Annotated in this window: 16 protein-coding genes; 5 read left to right on the forward strand and 11 right to left on the reverse strand. The window is 63.6% G+C overall.

Translation table 11 applies throughout. From position 1 onward, the window contains the following. Nucleotides 1-257 precede the first annotated feature (257 nt). Nucleotides 258-1,400 carry an ABC transporter substrate-binding protein gene (locus NG898_RS25190; protein WP_252694992.1) on the reverse strand — a complete coding sequence of 381 codons (1,143 nt, stop codon included), beginning with the start codon at nucleotides 1,398-1,400 and terminating at the stop codon, nucleotides 258-260. A 120-nt stretch (nucleotides 1,401-1,520) separates the two neighbouring features. On the opposite strand from NG898_RS25190, the gene NG898_RS25195 reads away from it, so the two are divergent. The 5 genes from NG898_RS25195 (at nucleotide 1,521) to NG898_RS25215 (ending at nucleotide 7,954) form a co-directional block, all read left to right on the forward strand. Further along, nucleotides 1,521-2,222, forward strand: coding sequence for a response regulator (locus tag NG898_RS25195; protein WP_252694993.1), 702 nt, complete (start codon nucleotides 1,521-1,523; stop codon nucleotides 2,220-2,222). Continuing rightward, entirely contained in the window at nucleotides 2,219-3,748 is a 1,530-nt protein-coding gene (locus tag NG898_RS25200; RefSeq protein ID WP_252694994.1) for a sensor histidine kinase, read from the forward strand. The genes NG898_RS25195 and NG898_RS25200 overlap by 4 nt, the downstream gene beginning before the upstream one ends. Before the next feature lie 122 nt (nucleotides 3,749-3,870). Then, nucleotides 3,871-4,977, forward strand: a complete 1,107-nt coding sequence (locus tag NG898_RS25205) for an ABC transporter substrate-binding protein (protein WP_252694995.1) — start codon at nucleotides 3,871-3,873, stop codon at nucleotides 4,975-4,977. Between the two features lie 87 nt (nucleotides 4,978-5,064). After that, complete coding sequence (locus tag NG898_RS25210) at nucleotides 5,065-6,876, forward strand: ABC transporter permease (RefSeq protein ID WP_252694996.1); 1,812 nt, start codon at nucleotides 5,065-5,067, stop codon at nucleotides 6,874-6,876. Then, nucleotides 6,869-7,954 carry an ABC transporter ATP-binding protein gene (locus NG898_RS25215; RefSeq protein ID WP_252694997.1) on the forward strand — a complete coding sequence of 362 codons (1,086 nt, stop codon included), beginning with the start codon at nucleotides 6,869-6,871 and terminating at the stop codon, nucleotides 7,952-7,954. Before NG898_RS25210 ends, NG898_RS25215 begins: the two co-directional genes overlap by 8 nt. A gap of 83 nt (nucleotides 7,955-8,037) precedes the next feature. Here the strand turns inward: NG898_RS25215 and tatC are convergent, their stop codons facing one another. From tatC to NG898_RS25265, 10 genes are all read right to left on the reverse strand, one after another. Continuing rightward, nucleotides 8,038-8,841 (reverse strand): twin-arginine translocase subunit TatC, encoded by an 804-nt coding sequence (gene tatC, locus NG898_RS25220; RefSeq protein ID WP_147215165.1) that lies wholly within the window; start codon nucleotides 8,839-8,841, stop codon nucleotides 8,038-8,040. Nucleotides 8,842-8,902: 61 nt separating this feature from the next. After that, on the reverse strand, nucleotides 8,903-9,415 hold the full coding sequence (gene tatB / locus NG898_RS25225; protein WP_147215163.1) for a Sec-independent protein translocase protein TatB: 513 nt from the start codon (nucleotides 9,413-9,415) through the stop codon (nucleotides 8,903-8,905). Nucleotides 9,416-9,435: 20 nt separating this feature from the next. Beyond that, nucleotides 9,436-9,684 carry a Sec-independent protein translocase subunit TatA gene (tatA, locus tag NG898_RS25230; RefSeq protein ID WP_252694998.1) on the reverse strand — a complete coding sequence of 83 codons (249 nt, stop codon included), beginning with the start codon at nucleotides 9,682-9,684 and terminating at the stop codon, nucleotides 9,436-9,438. Between the two features lie 62 nt (nucleotides 9,685-9,746). Next, nucleotides 9,747-10,121 carry a DUF4870 family protein gene (locus tag NG898_RS25235; protein ID WP_092975887.1) on the reverse strand — a complete coding sequence of 125 codons (375 nt, stop codon included), beginning with the start codon at nucleotides 10,119-10,121 and terminating at the stop codon, nucleotides 9,747-9,749. Between the two features lie 31 nt (nucleotides 10,122-10,152). After that, a complete protein-coding gene (locus tag NG898_RS25240; RefSeq protein ID WP_252694999.1) occupies nucleotides 10,153-10,527 on the reverse strand; it encodes a phosphoribosyl-ATP diphosphatase in 375 nt (124 codons plus the stop codon). Next, entirely contained in the window at nucleotides 10,520-10,942 is a 423-nt protein-coding gene (gene hisI / locus NG898_RS25245) for a phosphoribosyl-AMP cyclohydrolase (protein ID WP_024977832.1), read from the reverse strand. Before hisI ends, NG898_RS25240 begins: the two co-directional genes overlap by 8 nt. Then, nucleotides 10,939-11,715 (reverse strand): imidazole glycerol phosphate synthase subunit HisF, encoded by a 777-nt coding sequence (hisF, locus tag NG898_RS25250; RefSeq protein ID WP_037032054.1) that lies wholly within the window; start codon nucleotides 11,713-11,715, stop codon nucleotides 10,939-10,941. The genes hisI and hisF overlap by 4 nt, the downstream gene beginning before the upstream one ends. Before the next feature lie 47 nt (nucleotides 11,716-11,762). Further along, nucleotides 11,763-12,506, reverse strand: a complete 744-nt coding sequence (hisA, locus tag NG898_RS25255) for a 1-(5-phosphoribosyl)-5-[(5-phosphoribosylamino)methylideneamino]imidazole-4-carboxamide isomerase (RefSeq protein WP_045203048.1) — start codon at nucleotides 12,504-12,506, stop codon at nucleotides 11,763-11,765. Nucleotides 12,507-12,581: 75 nt separating this feature from the next. After that, nucleotides 12,582-13,235, reverse strand: coding sequence for an imidazole glycerol phosphate synthase subunit HisH (hisH, locus tag NG898_RS25260; protein ID WP_092975723.1), 654 nt, complete (start codon nucleotides 13,233-13,235; stop codon nucleotides 12,582-12,584). An 8-nt stretch (nucleotides 13,236-13,243) separates the two neighbouring features. Beyond that, entirely contained in the window at nucleotides 13,244-13,867 is a 624-nt protein-coding gene (locus tag NG898_RS25265; RefSeq protein ID WP_004634603.1) for a MarC family protein, read from the reverse strand. Nucleotides 13,868-13,874 lie beyond the last annotated feature (7 nt).

Raw genomic sequence — 13,874 nt, forward strand, 5'->3', positions numbered from 1 at the left:
GCATTATGTGCCAGCGTTGACTGATTCCGGAAACCCTTTCTGGCTCTGGGCCGCGATTTGCGGCCAAGTTGTTGCTCATGGGCAACACGCGCCAAGCCCCGTTTAGAGGGGGGCGCGACCCGCTTTTTGCGCGGTAGCACAGGGGTTGGCGGGCGATTGTCACCCCCTTCCTGTGCAACAAATTTGGCAGTTGGTGACAGTTCTGAATTGTCGCCTTCGCACCACGTTACGGCAATAAGTGCTTCTTTATTCTCTTTTTATCGGCCGAGTGCGGCGTGCCATCGCTTCAGGAAATCGGCTCGGCGGAGCTGATCTTGATGGGCGAGTAAACCCGGGCCGACGGGAATGGGCCGATGCGTGTTCCCAAGTTCGGCGAGCAGCCGCTTGGCAGTGAGCCCGGTTTCAACATCCTGGCGCAGCGAAAACAAGAACGCGCGGTCCGCCATCACGCTCTGGCCATCACGCGAGAGCATGAAGTCGAGCCAGAGGCGCGCAGCGTTCGGGCGGGCAGCGCGCCGCGCGATGAAGGCGACGCGCGTGGCGACCAGCGTGTAGTCAGTCGGCATCTTGATGGCGAGCGCCGGATTGCGATCGGCGTAGCGCGCGGCGTATGAGCCGATCACGTTGTAGGCGAGCAGGCTTTCGCCGGAGGCGACGCGCTCCAGCATCGCGGCCGTGGTGATGTACAGGTTGACGTTGACGCCACCCAATGCCTTGGCAACATCCCAGAACACCGGTGTAGTTCGCGCATCTTCCGCGGCGAAGAGGAAGGCGGAGCCGGAGTGCTCAATGTCGTACGAGGCGACGCGGCCACGCAGCAAGTCACGATGGCCATTGAGAATGCGGGCGAAATCGGCGTGGGTGGACGGAATCAAGTCCGCCGGCAGCTGGCGCGTGTTGTAGACGAAGACGACCGGCTCGTAGCTCGTGCCGTACGCCTCGTTCTTCCAGATGGCCCACGACGGCAGGTACGGTCGTTCGGGCGATGCATATGAGAGTGCGTGGCCGTCGTTCACCAGCTTGAACTGCTCGGGCATGGCCGAACTCCAGACCACATCGGCGCCCGGCGACTTGGCGGCGAATTCAGCGAGGAAGCGGCGGTAAATGTCGTCGCTGTTCTGCTCGCGATAGTCGACGGTGATGCCGGGGTAGCGCGTTTCGAAGGCGCGGATAAGCGGGTACGCGGCCGAGAAATCCGTCGTGGAATACACCGTGACACGGCCTTCGCGGCGCGCGGCGTCGATCATCGCGCCGTAATCGCGCGGGTAGTACGACGGCAGCTCCGGCGCCGGACGGGCCAGCCACTGCGCCTGCGCCCCGCGCGCGACGATGCCACTTGCAGCCAGCAATGCTGCGGTCTGACAAAGCCTGCGGCGACGGGAATTGAGGATGGACGACATGCCTGTTGAAGCGCAACTGTGCTGCGCATCAGGTGGACGGTGTGATCGGCGATGTGGCCGAGATCAGGGCGCCACGCATTATCATGAAAAAGTAGCCAGAACGATATTGAGAGACACCCGATGCGGATTTTGCTGGTGGAGGATGAGGAAGAATTGGCCGCATGGCTGGCGCGCGCGCTGGCGCAAAGCGGTTTCGTGATCGAGCGCGCGGCCGATGGCGTCATCGCGGAAGCCTTCCTCGGCTCCGGAGAATTTGACGCAGTGGTGCTGGACCTGCGCTTGCCGCGCAAGGATGGTTTTGCCGTGCTGGCCGACATGCGCGCGCGCGATGACCGCACGCCCGTGCTGATCCTCACCGCGCAGGGTGCGCTGGACGAACGCGTGCGCGGGCTTAACGCCGGCGCGGATGATTTCCTCACCAAGCCGTTCGCGTTGTCCGAGCTGGAAGCGCGGTTGATGGCGCTCATCCGCCGCAGCCGCGGCCGGGCGTTCCCGCGTCTGCGTTGCGGGCCGCTGGAGTTCGACACCGGACGCAAGGCATTCCTGCTGTCCGGTGAGCCGCTGTCGCTCACGCCGCGTGAGCACGCCGCACTATCGGCGCTGTTGCACAAGACGGGTCAGCCGATCAGCAAAGTGCATCTGTTCGACAAGGTCTTCAACCTGGACAGCGATTCCAGCCCCGACGCCGTAGAGGTGGTCGTGCACCGCCTGCGCAAGAAGCTGGCGGGCACGGGCGTGCAGATCGTCACCGTACGGGGGTTGGGCTACCTGCTCGAAGCCGGCGATGGTGAAGCGCCCACCGCCGTCGATAGCAGCGCATGATGCAGCGGCTCGCCTGGCTTCGGCTGCCGCGCAGCCTGAAACTCACCCTGCTCTGGTTGTTGCTGCCGGGGCTGGTGGGTGTGCTGGCCATCGACATCGTCTCGGCGTACCAGGCGCTGCGTAGCGCGACCGATCGCGCGTACGACCGCGCCCTGCTCGGCTCGGTGCGCGCCATCGAGAACGGCGTGACGATCGAACGCGGGCAGGTCCAGGTCAACGTGCCGTATGTGGCGCTGTCCATGTTCGAATCGACCGCGCAGAGCAATGTCTATTACCGCGTCGCTTTCGAGCCCTTGCCTGGCAAGGCGCCTGAAGCCGCACTGACCGGCTACGACGATCTGCCGCTGCCCGTCACACGGCTGGAAAACGACACCCCGCTCTTCTACGACGCGACGTACCACGACGAGCCCGTGCGCGTGGCCGCCGTGGCCAAGCCGCTCTACCAGCCCGGGCTGCCGGCGCGCATCGTCATTCAGGTGGCAGAAACCATCGAGACGCGACGCGCGCTGCAGCAGGCGGTGTGGCGCGGCACGCTGCTGCGCGATGCGGCTTTGGTGGCGGTCAGCGCCGCGCTGTTGTGGCTCGGCGTGACCGTCGCCCTGCGCCCACTCAATCGCCTGGCACGCAGCATCGGCGTGCGGGCGTCGGATGACCTGCGTCCGCTCGACGCCACCGACGTGCCCGCCGAAGTGCGTCCGCTGGTCGACGCGATCAACCACCACATTCATCGCTACGCCGAACTTGCGGAGGCGCAAAGTCAGTTCCTCGCCGATGCGTCCCACCAGCTGCGCACGCCGCTGGCCGTGCTGCTCACGCAAGCCGAATACGCGCTGCGCGAAACCGACCCGGCGCGCGTGCGCGAAAGCCTGTCCGCCATCATCGCGCGCCTGCAGTCGACGAACCGGCTGACCACGCAATTGCTCGCTCTTGCCCGTGCACGACATGCGGGGCAGGACGCGCCGGCCGAAATCTTCGACTTTGGTGAATTGGCGCGCGACGTGGTGGTGGATGCACTGCCGCTGGCGCGCGAAAAGCAGCAAGACCTCGGGTGGGATGACGGCGGCCTCGCCATGGCGCTGCCTGTCGTCGGCTATCCGGCCTTCCTGCGCGAGGCGCTCTCCAACCTCGTGCACAACGCCATCCGCTACACGCCGGCCGGCGGACGCATCACCGTACGCGCCACGGCGGAAGGCGATGCCGCACTGGTCTGCGTGGACGACACCGGGCCCGGCATGAACGCTGACGAGCGCGCACACGCGTTCCAGCGCTTCCGCCGCGCACACGAGGGCGGAGGCCGCTCGGGTAAACCCAAGGTCGCGCCCAAAGACGCCCGCTATGCCGCAGAAGGTTCCGGCCTCGGCCTGGCCATTGCACGTGCCTATGCAGCGCGTAGCGGCGGGCAGATCGAGCTGGCCGATGGCGAGCCGAACGAGCATGGCGGTATGGGTTTATCGGCACGGATCCGCGTGCCGCTGGCGGCTGCGGCCTCCCCCTTTGAACATGCTGCGATGCAGCAGCCGCAATGAAAGCGTGGCGAAAGCGCGCGATTTCTATAATCCGCCGCACCTGGGGCCATCCGTCCGAGCTACGAGCAACAAGCCATAAGTAGCCGGCCCCACGCCATCACAAGCAAACAGGAGACAAACCCATGCTTCGTGGACGCTTTACGCCTGCGCACGCCGCTCTCGCTTCAGTTGCAGCTGCCGCCCTGACCCTCAGCACCGCCGCCTTCGCGCAAGTCCCGGCCGGCTACCCCGCCAACTACGCCGATACCATTGCCGCCGCCAAGAAGGAAGGCAAGGTGGTCGTGTATGCAACGACCGACACCAAGGCTGCAGACCCTCTGATCAAGGATTTCGAGTCGCTCTACCCGGGTGTGAAGGTCGAGTACAACGACATGAACAGCAGCGAGTTGTACAACCGCTTCATCAGCGAGCAGGCAGCCGGTGGCGCCTCGGCTGACATGATGTGGAACTCGTCGATGGACTCGCAGCTCAAGCTCGCGCAGACCTACGCAATGAAGTACGACTCGCCCGAAGTGCCGAACCTGCCGAAGTGGGCAGTCCACAAAGGCATCGCATACGGCACGACGTATGAGCCGGCCGTGTTCCTGTACAACAAGCGCCTGATCAAGGATTCGGAAGTGCCGCAAACGCACGCCGATTTCGCCAAGCTGGTCGCCAGCCAGCCCGAGCGCTTCAAGAACAAGGTCACGACGTACGACATCGAGAAGTCGGCCGTGGGCTTCATGATGGCGGCGCAAGACAATCTGGATTCGCCGCAGTACTTCGACTTCGTCAAGGCGGTGGGCCCGAACCTGGTGCTGCAGTCCTCTACCGGCACGATGATGGAGCGCGTGGCCTCGGGTGAAAACCTGGTGGCGTACAACATCCTCGGTTCGTACGCGATTGCGCGCGCCAAGAAGGATCCGTCGATCGGCATCGTCTACCCGAAGGACTACACGCTGGTGGTGTCGCGCGTGGCGATGATCGCCAAGAAGGCAAAGAACCCGAACGCGGCCAAGCTGTGGCTGGACTACATTCTGTCCAAGCGCGGCCAGGAAATCCTCGCCAACAAGTCGGATCTGCACTCGCTGCGTGAAGACGTGACGGGCGAAGCCACCGCCGCCGGCCTGAAGAAGATTCTCGGCAACAGCATCAAGCCGATTCCGGTTGACGAATCGATCCTGGCGTTCCTGGAACCCAAGAAGCGCCTGGACTTCATCAAGCAATGGCGCACCGCCGCCGGCCGTTGATCTGATCCGTTGATCATCGGCACCCTTCTCATCTGACCGACCTGCCGGCGCCATCCGTATCTGGCGCCGGTTCCTCCTGGAGGCACCATGCGTTCTCTAGCGCAAGACCGTGCCGCCGCTCGCCAAGTCACCCTCAAGCGCTCGCCCTGGACGCGTGTGGGACAGGCTTTGCCGCGCGGCGTGGTCATTCTGCTTACCGCGCTGGCGATTTTCACGCCGCTGGCGCTGATCTTCTACCAGAGCTTTCTGTCTGCGCCGTTCTTCATGCCCGACGCGCTGGCGGGGCTGGATGCGTATCGATTCATCTTTACGGATTCGGATTTCTGGCACGCCTTTGAGAAATCCACCGCGCTGGCTTTCGGCCTGGCGGTGATCTCGGTACCGCTGGGCGGCATCCTGGCGTTCCTGATGGTGCGCTCGGACTTGCCGGGCCGCCGCGTTCTCGAACCGCTGCTGATGATTCCGGTGTTCGTCTCGCCGATGGTGCTGGCGTTCGGCTACGTGGTCTCCGCCGGCCCCGTGGGCTTCTACACCGTGTGGTTCAAGAGCCTGTTTGGCGGTGCGCCGTGGAACGTGTATTCGTTCACGAGCATCATCATCATTGCCGGCCTGACGCACGTGCCTCACGTGTATCTGTATGTCTCGTCGGCGCTGCGCAGTCTCGGTTCGGACGTGGAAGAAGCCGCGCGTATCGCAGGAGCATCGCCGCTGTCGGTGGCCCTCAACGTGAGCCTGCCGATGGTGCGCCCCGCCCTGCTGTACGCAGCCGTGCTGGTGACGTTCCTAGGCTTCGAGGTGTTCGGCCTGGTGCTGGTGCTGGGCGATCCGGAAGGCCACCTGGTGCTGGCGACGTATCTGTACAAGCTGACGAACAAGCTCGGCACGCCGGCGTATCACCTGATGGCGGCCGTGGCGGTTTGCCTCGTGATGGTGACGTTCCCGCTGGTGCTGCTGCAGCGCTACATGCTGAAGTCGGCCAACCGCTTCGTCACCGTCAAGGGCAAGGTTACGCGCAGCCGTCCGCTGCCCCTGGGCAGCTGGCGTTGGCCGGCGTGGGCCGTGGTGGTGCTGTGGTTTTTCGTGACGGTGGTGGTGCCGCTCTCGGGCATCGCGCTGCGCGCCTTCGTGTCGAATTGGGGTGAAGGCGTCTCGCTGGTCGAGGCGTTCTCCACCACGGCGTTCCAGCAGATCTTCGAGCAGCCGCAGTTCCTGCGTGCGATGGTCAACACGGTGCTGATCGGCGTGATCGGCGGCGCACTGGCCGTCGGCTGCTACACCTGCATCGGCCTGGCCATGCACCGCAAGCCGGATGGCTGGACGCGCTTCCTCGACTACAGCGTGCTGGTGCCTCGTGCCATTCCGGGCCTGCTGGCTGGCCTGGCCTTCCTGTGGGTGTTCCTGTTCGTGCCGAACTGGATCGAGACCGGCCTGACCGACAGCGGCCTGCCCTTCGCCAACTGGATCATCGAGCATGTCGTGCCGAGCCTGCGCGACCTGCGCAGCACGATCTTCAGCGTGTGGATCGCCTACACGGTGGTGTGGCTGGCCTATGGCCTGCGCTTGATCTCGGCCGCGCTGCTGCAAGTTGGTCCGGAGTTGGAAGAAGCCGCACGCTCGGTGGGCGCCACCCGCGCCCGCACCACGCGCGATGTGACGGTGCCGCTCACGCGCTACGGCCTGCTCGGCGCTTGGCTGCTGATCTTCCTGATTTTCGAGCGCGAGTACTCGACCGGTGTGTATTTGCTGTCGCCGGGCACCGAGACGATTGGCTCGATGCTGGTTTCCCTGTGGGCGGGCGGCGCCATCGATATCGTTGCCGCGCTGTCCTTCGTCAATATCGTGCTGGTGGCCGTCGGCCTCGGCATCGCACTGCGTTTCGGAGTGAAGCTCCATGATTGAACTCACTGTCAACGACCTGCACCTGCAATACGGTAACAACCCGGTTCTCAAGGGTGTCTCGATGCAGCTGCAGAAGGGCGAGGTGGTCTCGCTGCTGGGCCCATCTGGTTCGGGCAAGACGACGCTGCTGCGTGCTGTCGCCGGCCTCGAACAGGCCAGCCAGGGCACCGTCAAGATCGGCGATCGGGTCATGTTCGACGGCGCCAAGAAGCTCGACGTGCCGGCCGAAGGGCGCAACCTGGGCCTGGTGTTCCAGTCCTACGCGCTGTGGCCGCACAAGACCGTGGCCGAGAACGTCGCCTACCCGCTCAAGCTGCGCAAGACGCCGGCCGCGCAGATCAAGGAACGCGTGCAAGCGGTGCTGCAGCAACTGGGCCTCGGCCATCTGGGCGAGCGCTTCCCGAGCCAGCTCTCCGGCGGCCAGCAGCAGCGCGTGGCCATCGCACGTGCGCTGGTCTACAACCCGCCCGTGATCCTGCTCGACGAGCCGCTCTCGAACCTCGACGCCAAGCTGCGCGAAGAAGCCCGCGCCTTCCTGCGCGAGCTGATCGTCCGCCTGGGGCTTTCGGCCCTGATGGTCACGCACGACCAGAGCGAAGCAATGGCCATGTCCGATCGCATCCTGCTGCTGAACAACGGCGTGATCGAACAGCAAGGCACGCCCGAGCAGATGTACGGCGCGCCCGAAACGCTCTTCACCGCCGAGTTCATGGGCAGCAACAACCGCATCAACGGCAAGATCGCCGAAGTGCGAGATGGCATGGCCCGGCTGGTAGACGAGACTGGCGGCTGGTCGCTGTGGGGTGTGGCGCGCGGTGATCTGAAGCCGGGAGCATCAGCGCACGGCGTGATCCGTCTGGAACAGGTGCGCGTGGGCGTCGACAACGCCGACAACACCATCCACCTGCCGCTCGCTACGCGCATGTACCTGGGCGACCGCTGGGAATGTCTGTTCCGCGCCACCGACGACAGCGGCGCAACGGGCACAGGCCTGCGCGCCTACTCCGCCAGCGCCCCGAGCGACGGCAAGTACGCGCTGACCTTCCCGCGCGAGCAGTTCTGGCTGTACGCCGCCTGAAAGACGCAGCAACAGCAGATTCATCGGCAACAAAAAAGGCAGCCTCGGCTGCCTTTTTCTTTGGCTGATGCTGGATCAGCCCGTCAGTCCTTCACCACCGGCAAGTGCTCCGGATTGTTCTCTGGTGCCGTGGTGTTACGGATAAAGATGGCCGCCAAGATCAGCCCCAGCTCGTACAGCAACCACAGCGGCACCGCCAGCAGCAGCTGCGACATCACGTCGGGCGGCGTCACCACCGCAGCAATCACGAAGGCGCCCACCACGACGTACGGCCGAGCCTGTCGCAGCTTCTCCAGACTCACGATGCCAAAGCGCACCAGCACCATCACGACCACCGGCACCTCGAAGGTGATGCCGAAAGCAAGGAACGTGGTCATGGCGAAGCTCAGGTACTTGTCGATGTCGGTGGACATCTCGGCACCCAGCGGCGCGTTGTAATGCGCCATCACCTTGAACACCGTCGGGAAGACCAGGAAGTATGCAAACGCCACACCGCACAGGAACAGCACGTAGGTGCTCACCACCAGCGGCATGATCATCCGCTTCTCGTGCGTGTACAGCCCCGGCGCCACAAAGCGCCAGATTTGGTACAGCACCCACGGCAGTGCGATGAGGAAGGCGGCCAGCAACGTCACCTTCATCGGCACGAAGAACGAGCCGGTGACGTCCGTCACGATCATGTGGCCGTTTTTGGGCAACGCCTGGATCAGCGGCCGCGAGAACAAGTTGAAGATATCCGGCGCCCAATAGACCAGGCCCAGAAAGACCAGCAGCACGCCCGCACCCGCCTTGACGATGCGCTCGCGCAGCTCGACGAGGTGCGAAATGAAGGTTTCCTGCGCGCCGTCCTCGGGCGACTCTTGCGGATCGAGCGGAGCGGCACTCATGTCGGGTGGGAGAGAGAGAAGTCAGGACGCGGCACCGCAGAGACGGCTCGCGCCCGGAAGATCATTCGAAGAAGGAGCGCGCACGCGACTGTGCGGCAACGATGGGCGGACGATGGCGCTTGACGCGTGCCGCACCCGATTGCGCCCACATGCGCACGCCTTGCTTCTGGCGGTACCACTTGGGCATCGAGAGCTGCTTGTTGCGCCAGCTGTTGCGGCCGTTGCGCGACTTGCCCGGCGCCGGGCGCCAGTCGGGCGCAGAGGTCGCAGTCTGCGCAGGATCGCCAAGCGCCTCGTTCAGGCGCTCGTTGAGCTCGGTCGTGTGCTTGCTGACCTCCTGATGGATGGTCTGCTCGACATTGCGCGCGGCCTGCTCGAAGTCGGTGCGCATCTTGCGCAACTCCTCAAGCTCGATTTCGCGACTGACTTCAGCCTTCACGTCGGCGATGTAGCGCTGTGCGCGGCCAAGCAAGGCGCCAGCGGTGCGCGCCACCTTGGGCAGACGCTCCGGCCCGATGACGACAAGCGCCACCATGCCAATCAGCGCCAGCTTGGAAATGCCGAGATCGATCATCGGTCAGCGTGCGTCGGTACTCAGCCTTGCTTGGACTTGTCGCGCGCTTCGACGTCAATCGTCGTCGAATCATGCAGTTCGCGCGGCGGCTGGCCGGCCGTCTGCTGCGGTGCTGCGGGCTTGTCTTCCGCCCCTTCCTTCATGCCGTCCTTGAAGCCCTTCACGGCGCTGCCCAAATCCGAACCGATGTTGCGCAGCTTCTTCGTGCCGAAGACCATCATGATGATGACCAGCACAATCAGCCAGTGCCAAATGCTAAAGGAACCCATGACCTACTCCCACGTAAATACGGCTGGTGGCGTCGCAACGATGGCGGCGCCATTGGTTGATTTTACGGATTTGCGTACATCGGCTTGCTGTCATTCAGATACAGCCAACCTTTCACAATACGATACAGCATCCAGATGCCCAGAGCCCACAGAACGGCGAAGCCGATGAAGGCCACGGGAATGAGCAGCACACCGATCACACCCCACAGTACGCACCACCAGAACGAACGGATTTGCCAACGAAAGTGCGACTCATACAGCGTGCCGCGCACATCGTCGCGCTTAACATACCCGACGATGATGGCAATCAATGCAGTGATCCCGCCGGTCAGCCAAAAAATGGCGTAGAGCGCATACAGAATATGCGTCAGGCGACGCAGTCCGGCGAGGCGCTCTGCGTCGTCCGTCACCACCATTGCCGCTCCGTATTTGTCCACGCTGCCTCCCTGCGACGATTCGTCACCGTAGTCAGTCACCCGCCGCGTCGCGTGCCTGCGACTTGCGCAGCGCCTTCTCTTCCAGGCCGGAAAGCCCTTCGCGGCGCGCCAGCTCACTGACGACGTCGTCCGGCGTGAGGTTGAAGTGCGATAGCAACACCATGGTGTGGAACCACAGATCGGCCACTTCGTAGACGACCTTGCTGCACGCCTCGTCGGTCATGCCTGCGGCGCGGGCATCCTTGGCGGCCATGACGGTCTCGGTGGCCTCTTCGCCGATCTTCTTAAGGATGGCATCGTCGCCCTTGTTGAACAGGCGGGCGATGTAGCTCTTTTCCGGGTCGCCGCCATTGGCAAGCTTGCGGGATTCGAGCACCTCGCCCAGGCGGCGCAGGGTGTCACTCATGATTGTGGCCGGGCTTGCCGGCGTAGATGTCGTCGGGGTCCTTGAGCACCGGCTCGACGGTATGCCAATCGCCGTCCTCCACATTGCCTTCGAACTTCTGGAAAAAGCACGCGTGGCGGCCAGTATGGCAGGCGATGCCGCCGATTTGTGTGACGCGCAGCAAGACTACGTCTTCATCGCAGTCGAGGCGGATTTCGTGCACCTTCTGGATGTGGCCGGACTCCTCGCCCTTGTGCCACAGACGCTTGCGCGAGCGCGACCAGAATACGGCCTCGCCGGTTTCCACCGTCTTCTGCAACGCCTCGCGGTTCATGAAGGCGAACATCAGGACGTCATTGCTGCCCTGCTCCTGCACGATCACCGGCACCAGGCCGTTGTCGTCCCAGTGGACCTTGTTCAGCCACTTCTTGCTCATAGTCCGATCCGTACTGGAATGCCCTGCTCCGCCATGAATTGCTTGGCCTGGCCGACGGTGTATTCGCCGTAATGGAAGATGCTGGCCGCCAGCACCGCATCGGCGTGACCTTGCTGGATGCCGTCTGCCAGATGCTGCAGGTTGCCCACGCCGCCCGAGGCGATGACCGGCACCGGCACTGCGTCCGAGACGGCGCGCGTGAGCTCCAGGTCGAAGCCGGCCTTGGTACCGTCCCGGTCCATGCTGGTGAGCAGGATTTCGCCGGCGCCCCGCTGTGCCATTTCACGTGCCCACGCCACGGCGTCCAGGCCCGTGCCCTTGCGGCCACCGTGCGTGAAGACCTCCCAGCGCGGTGCCTCGCCTTCGCCCGACACCTTCTTGGCATCGATGGCCACGACAATGCACTGGGCGCCGTGGCGGGCGCTGGCGTCCGAAACCAGTTGCGGATTCGATACCGCCGACGAGTTCATGCTGATCTTGTCCGCACCGGCATTGAGCAGCCGACGCACGTCTTCCAGCGCGCGCACCCCGCCACCCACCGTCAGCGGAATGAACACCTGCGAAGCCACCGCTTCAATGATGCCCAGCATCAGGTCACGCCCGTCCGAGGTGGCCGTGATGTCGAGGAAGGTGATTTCGTCGGCGCCCTGCTCGTCGTAACGGCGTGCGATTTCGACGGGGTCGCCGGCGTCGCGCAATTCGACGAAATTGACGCCCTTGACCACCCGGCCGTTGGTCACGTCCAGGCAGGGGATGATTCGTTTGGCTAGCATGATGAGTCGGGCGCCGGAGCGCCCGTTGTGCACGGCTGGATCAACGATCAGGCCGCGCCGAGTTTGTCCGCAAGGGCTTGCGCTTCCTTGAAGTTCAGGTCGCCGGAGTAGATCGCGCGACCACAGATCACGCCCTCCACGCCATATTCTTCGACCGCGCAAAGATGGTCGATGTCCTTCAGGTTCGACAGGCCACCACTGGCAATGACCGGAATCTTCACCGACTGCGCCAGCTTGACGGTGGCATCGATGTTGATGCCCTGCAGCATGCCGTCGCGGCCGATGTCGGTGTAGATGATGCCTTCGACGCCGTAGTCTTCGTACTTCTTGGCGAGGTCAACGACTTCGTGGCCGGAGAGCTTGCTCCAGCCATCGGTCGCCACCTTGCCGTCCTTGGCATCGAGTCCGACGATGATGTGGCCGCCGAACGCCGTGCATGCGTCCCGCAGAAAGCCCGGATCCTTGACCGCCGCCGTGCCGATGATCACGTACGACAAGCCATCGTCGAGCCAGCGCTCGATGGTGCCCAGATCGCGGATGCCGCCGCCGAGTTGCACGGGAATCTCATCGCCCACCTCGGCGAGGATCGCCTTGACGGCCGCCTCGTTACGCGGCTTGCCCGCGAAAGCGCCATTCAGATCGACAAGGTGCAAGCGGCGCGCACCCTGCTCGACCCAATGCCGCGCCATGGCAGCAGGGTCTTCCGAGAATACGGTGGCTTGATCCATATCGCCTTGTTTGAGGCGCACACACTGACCGTCCTTCAGGTCGATGGCCGGGATGAGCAACATAAGCGTGACGACAGAGTTGAGGGGAAAGATTAAAAAGGGCGAAAAATGGATTCGATTGCGACGCCACGGCGGGCGTCACGGATTCCAGTGCACGAAGTTTCGGTAGATCTGCAGGCCGGCTTGCGCACTTTTTTCCGGGTGAAACTGTGTTGCAAAAATATTATCCCGGGCGATGGCGGAGGTAAACCGCACGCCGTATTCGGTCTCTCCGACCGATTCGTCAGCGTTGGCAGGCCGGGCGTAGTAGCTGTGCACGAAATAGAAGTAGCTCTGATCCGCCACACCTTCCCAGAGGGCGTGGGCACGACTCTGGTGCACGCGGTTCCAGCCCATCTGAGGCACTTTGTACCGTGAACCGTCCGGCTGCAACTGGCCGTCCAGATCAAAACGGACCACATCGCCTTTGATAAGGCCCAATCCTTCAGTGTATTGCTGTCCGGAGCGCGCCTCGGTGCTGCGCTCAAGCAGCATTTGCTCGCCCACGCACACGCCGAGCATCGGCTTGCTGCGCGATGCCTCCAGCACCGCGTCGCGCAGGCCGGACTGGTCGAACGCGGCCATGCAATCGGGCATGGCACCCTGCCCCGGCAACACCACGCGGTCGGCCGAACGAATTTCATCCGCTTGCGCACTGATGCGCACATCGGCCTCTGGAGCAACGGCCATCAAGGCTTGCGCTACCGAGCGCAGATTGCCCATGCCGTAATCGACGATTGCGATCTTAGTCATGACTTAACTTAGGCCCTAAGTACGGGCAACAGGGTTTTCAGCCCGTCAACGATAAATTCCACGGCCAGCGCCGCCAGGATCAAGCCCATCAACCGCGTGCCGACGTTGATGCCGGTGCGGCCGATCACACGGGCGATCGGCTCGGCCGCGCGCAACACGATCCAGACCACGACTGCGATCGCAACACCGACCCCAGCCAGGAGAAACAGGTCCCACCAGTGCTTGGTCTTGCCAGCGTAGACGATGACCGTGCTGATCGAGCCTGGGCCCGTGAGCAGCGGAATCGCCAGCGGCACAACCGCAATGCTGGCCTTGGCACCGGCCTCGTCCTCTTCTTCGGGCGTGGCCTTGGTGCGGCTGGTCTGCGCATTGAGCATGTTCAGCGCGATCATGATCATGATGATCCCGCCGCCGACCTGCAGCGAACCCACCGAGAACCCGAAAAAGCTGATGATCTGCTCGCCGAGCAACGCCGACAGGCCAATCACGATCGCCACCGAAATCGATGCGACCTTGATGGTGCGGCGCTTCTCTTCATCCGTCTGGCTCTCGGTCAGGCTGATGAAGAACGGGATCGCCCCGATCGGGTTGATCAGCGCGAGCAGCGAGAAAAAGCTTTTTGTCAGATCCATCGGATCG

Origin of the sequence: Ralstonia mojiangensis (genome assembly GCF_023955645.1) — a bacterium.
Lineage (GTDB): Bacteria > Pseudomonadota > Gammaproteobacteria > Burkholderiales > Burkholderiaceae > Ralstonia > Ralstonia mojiangensis.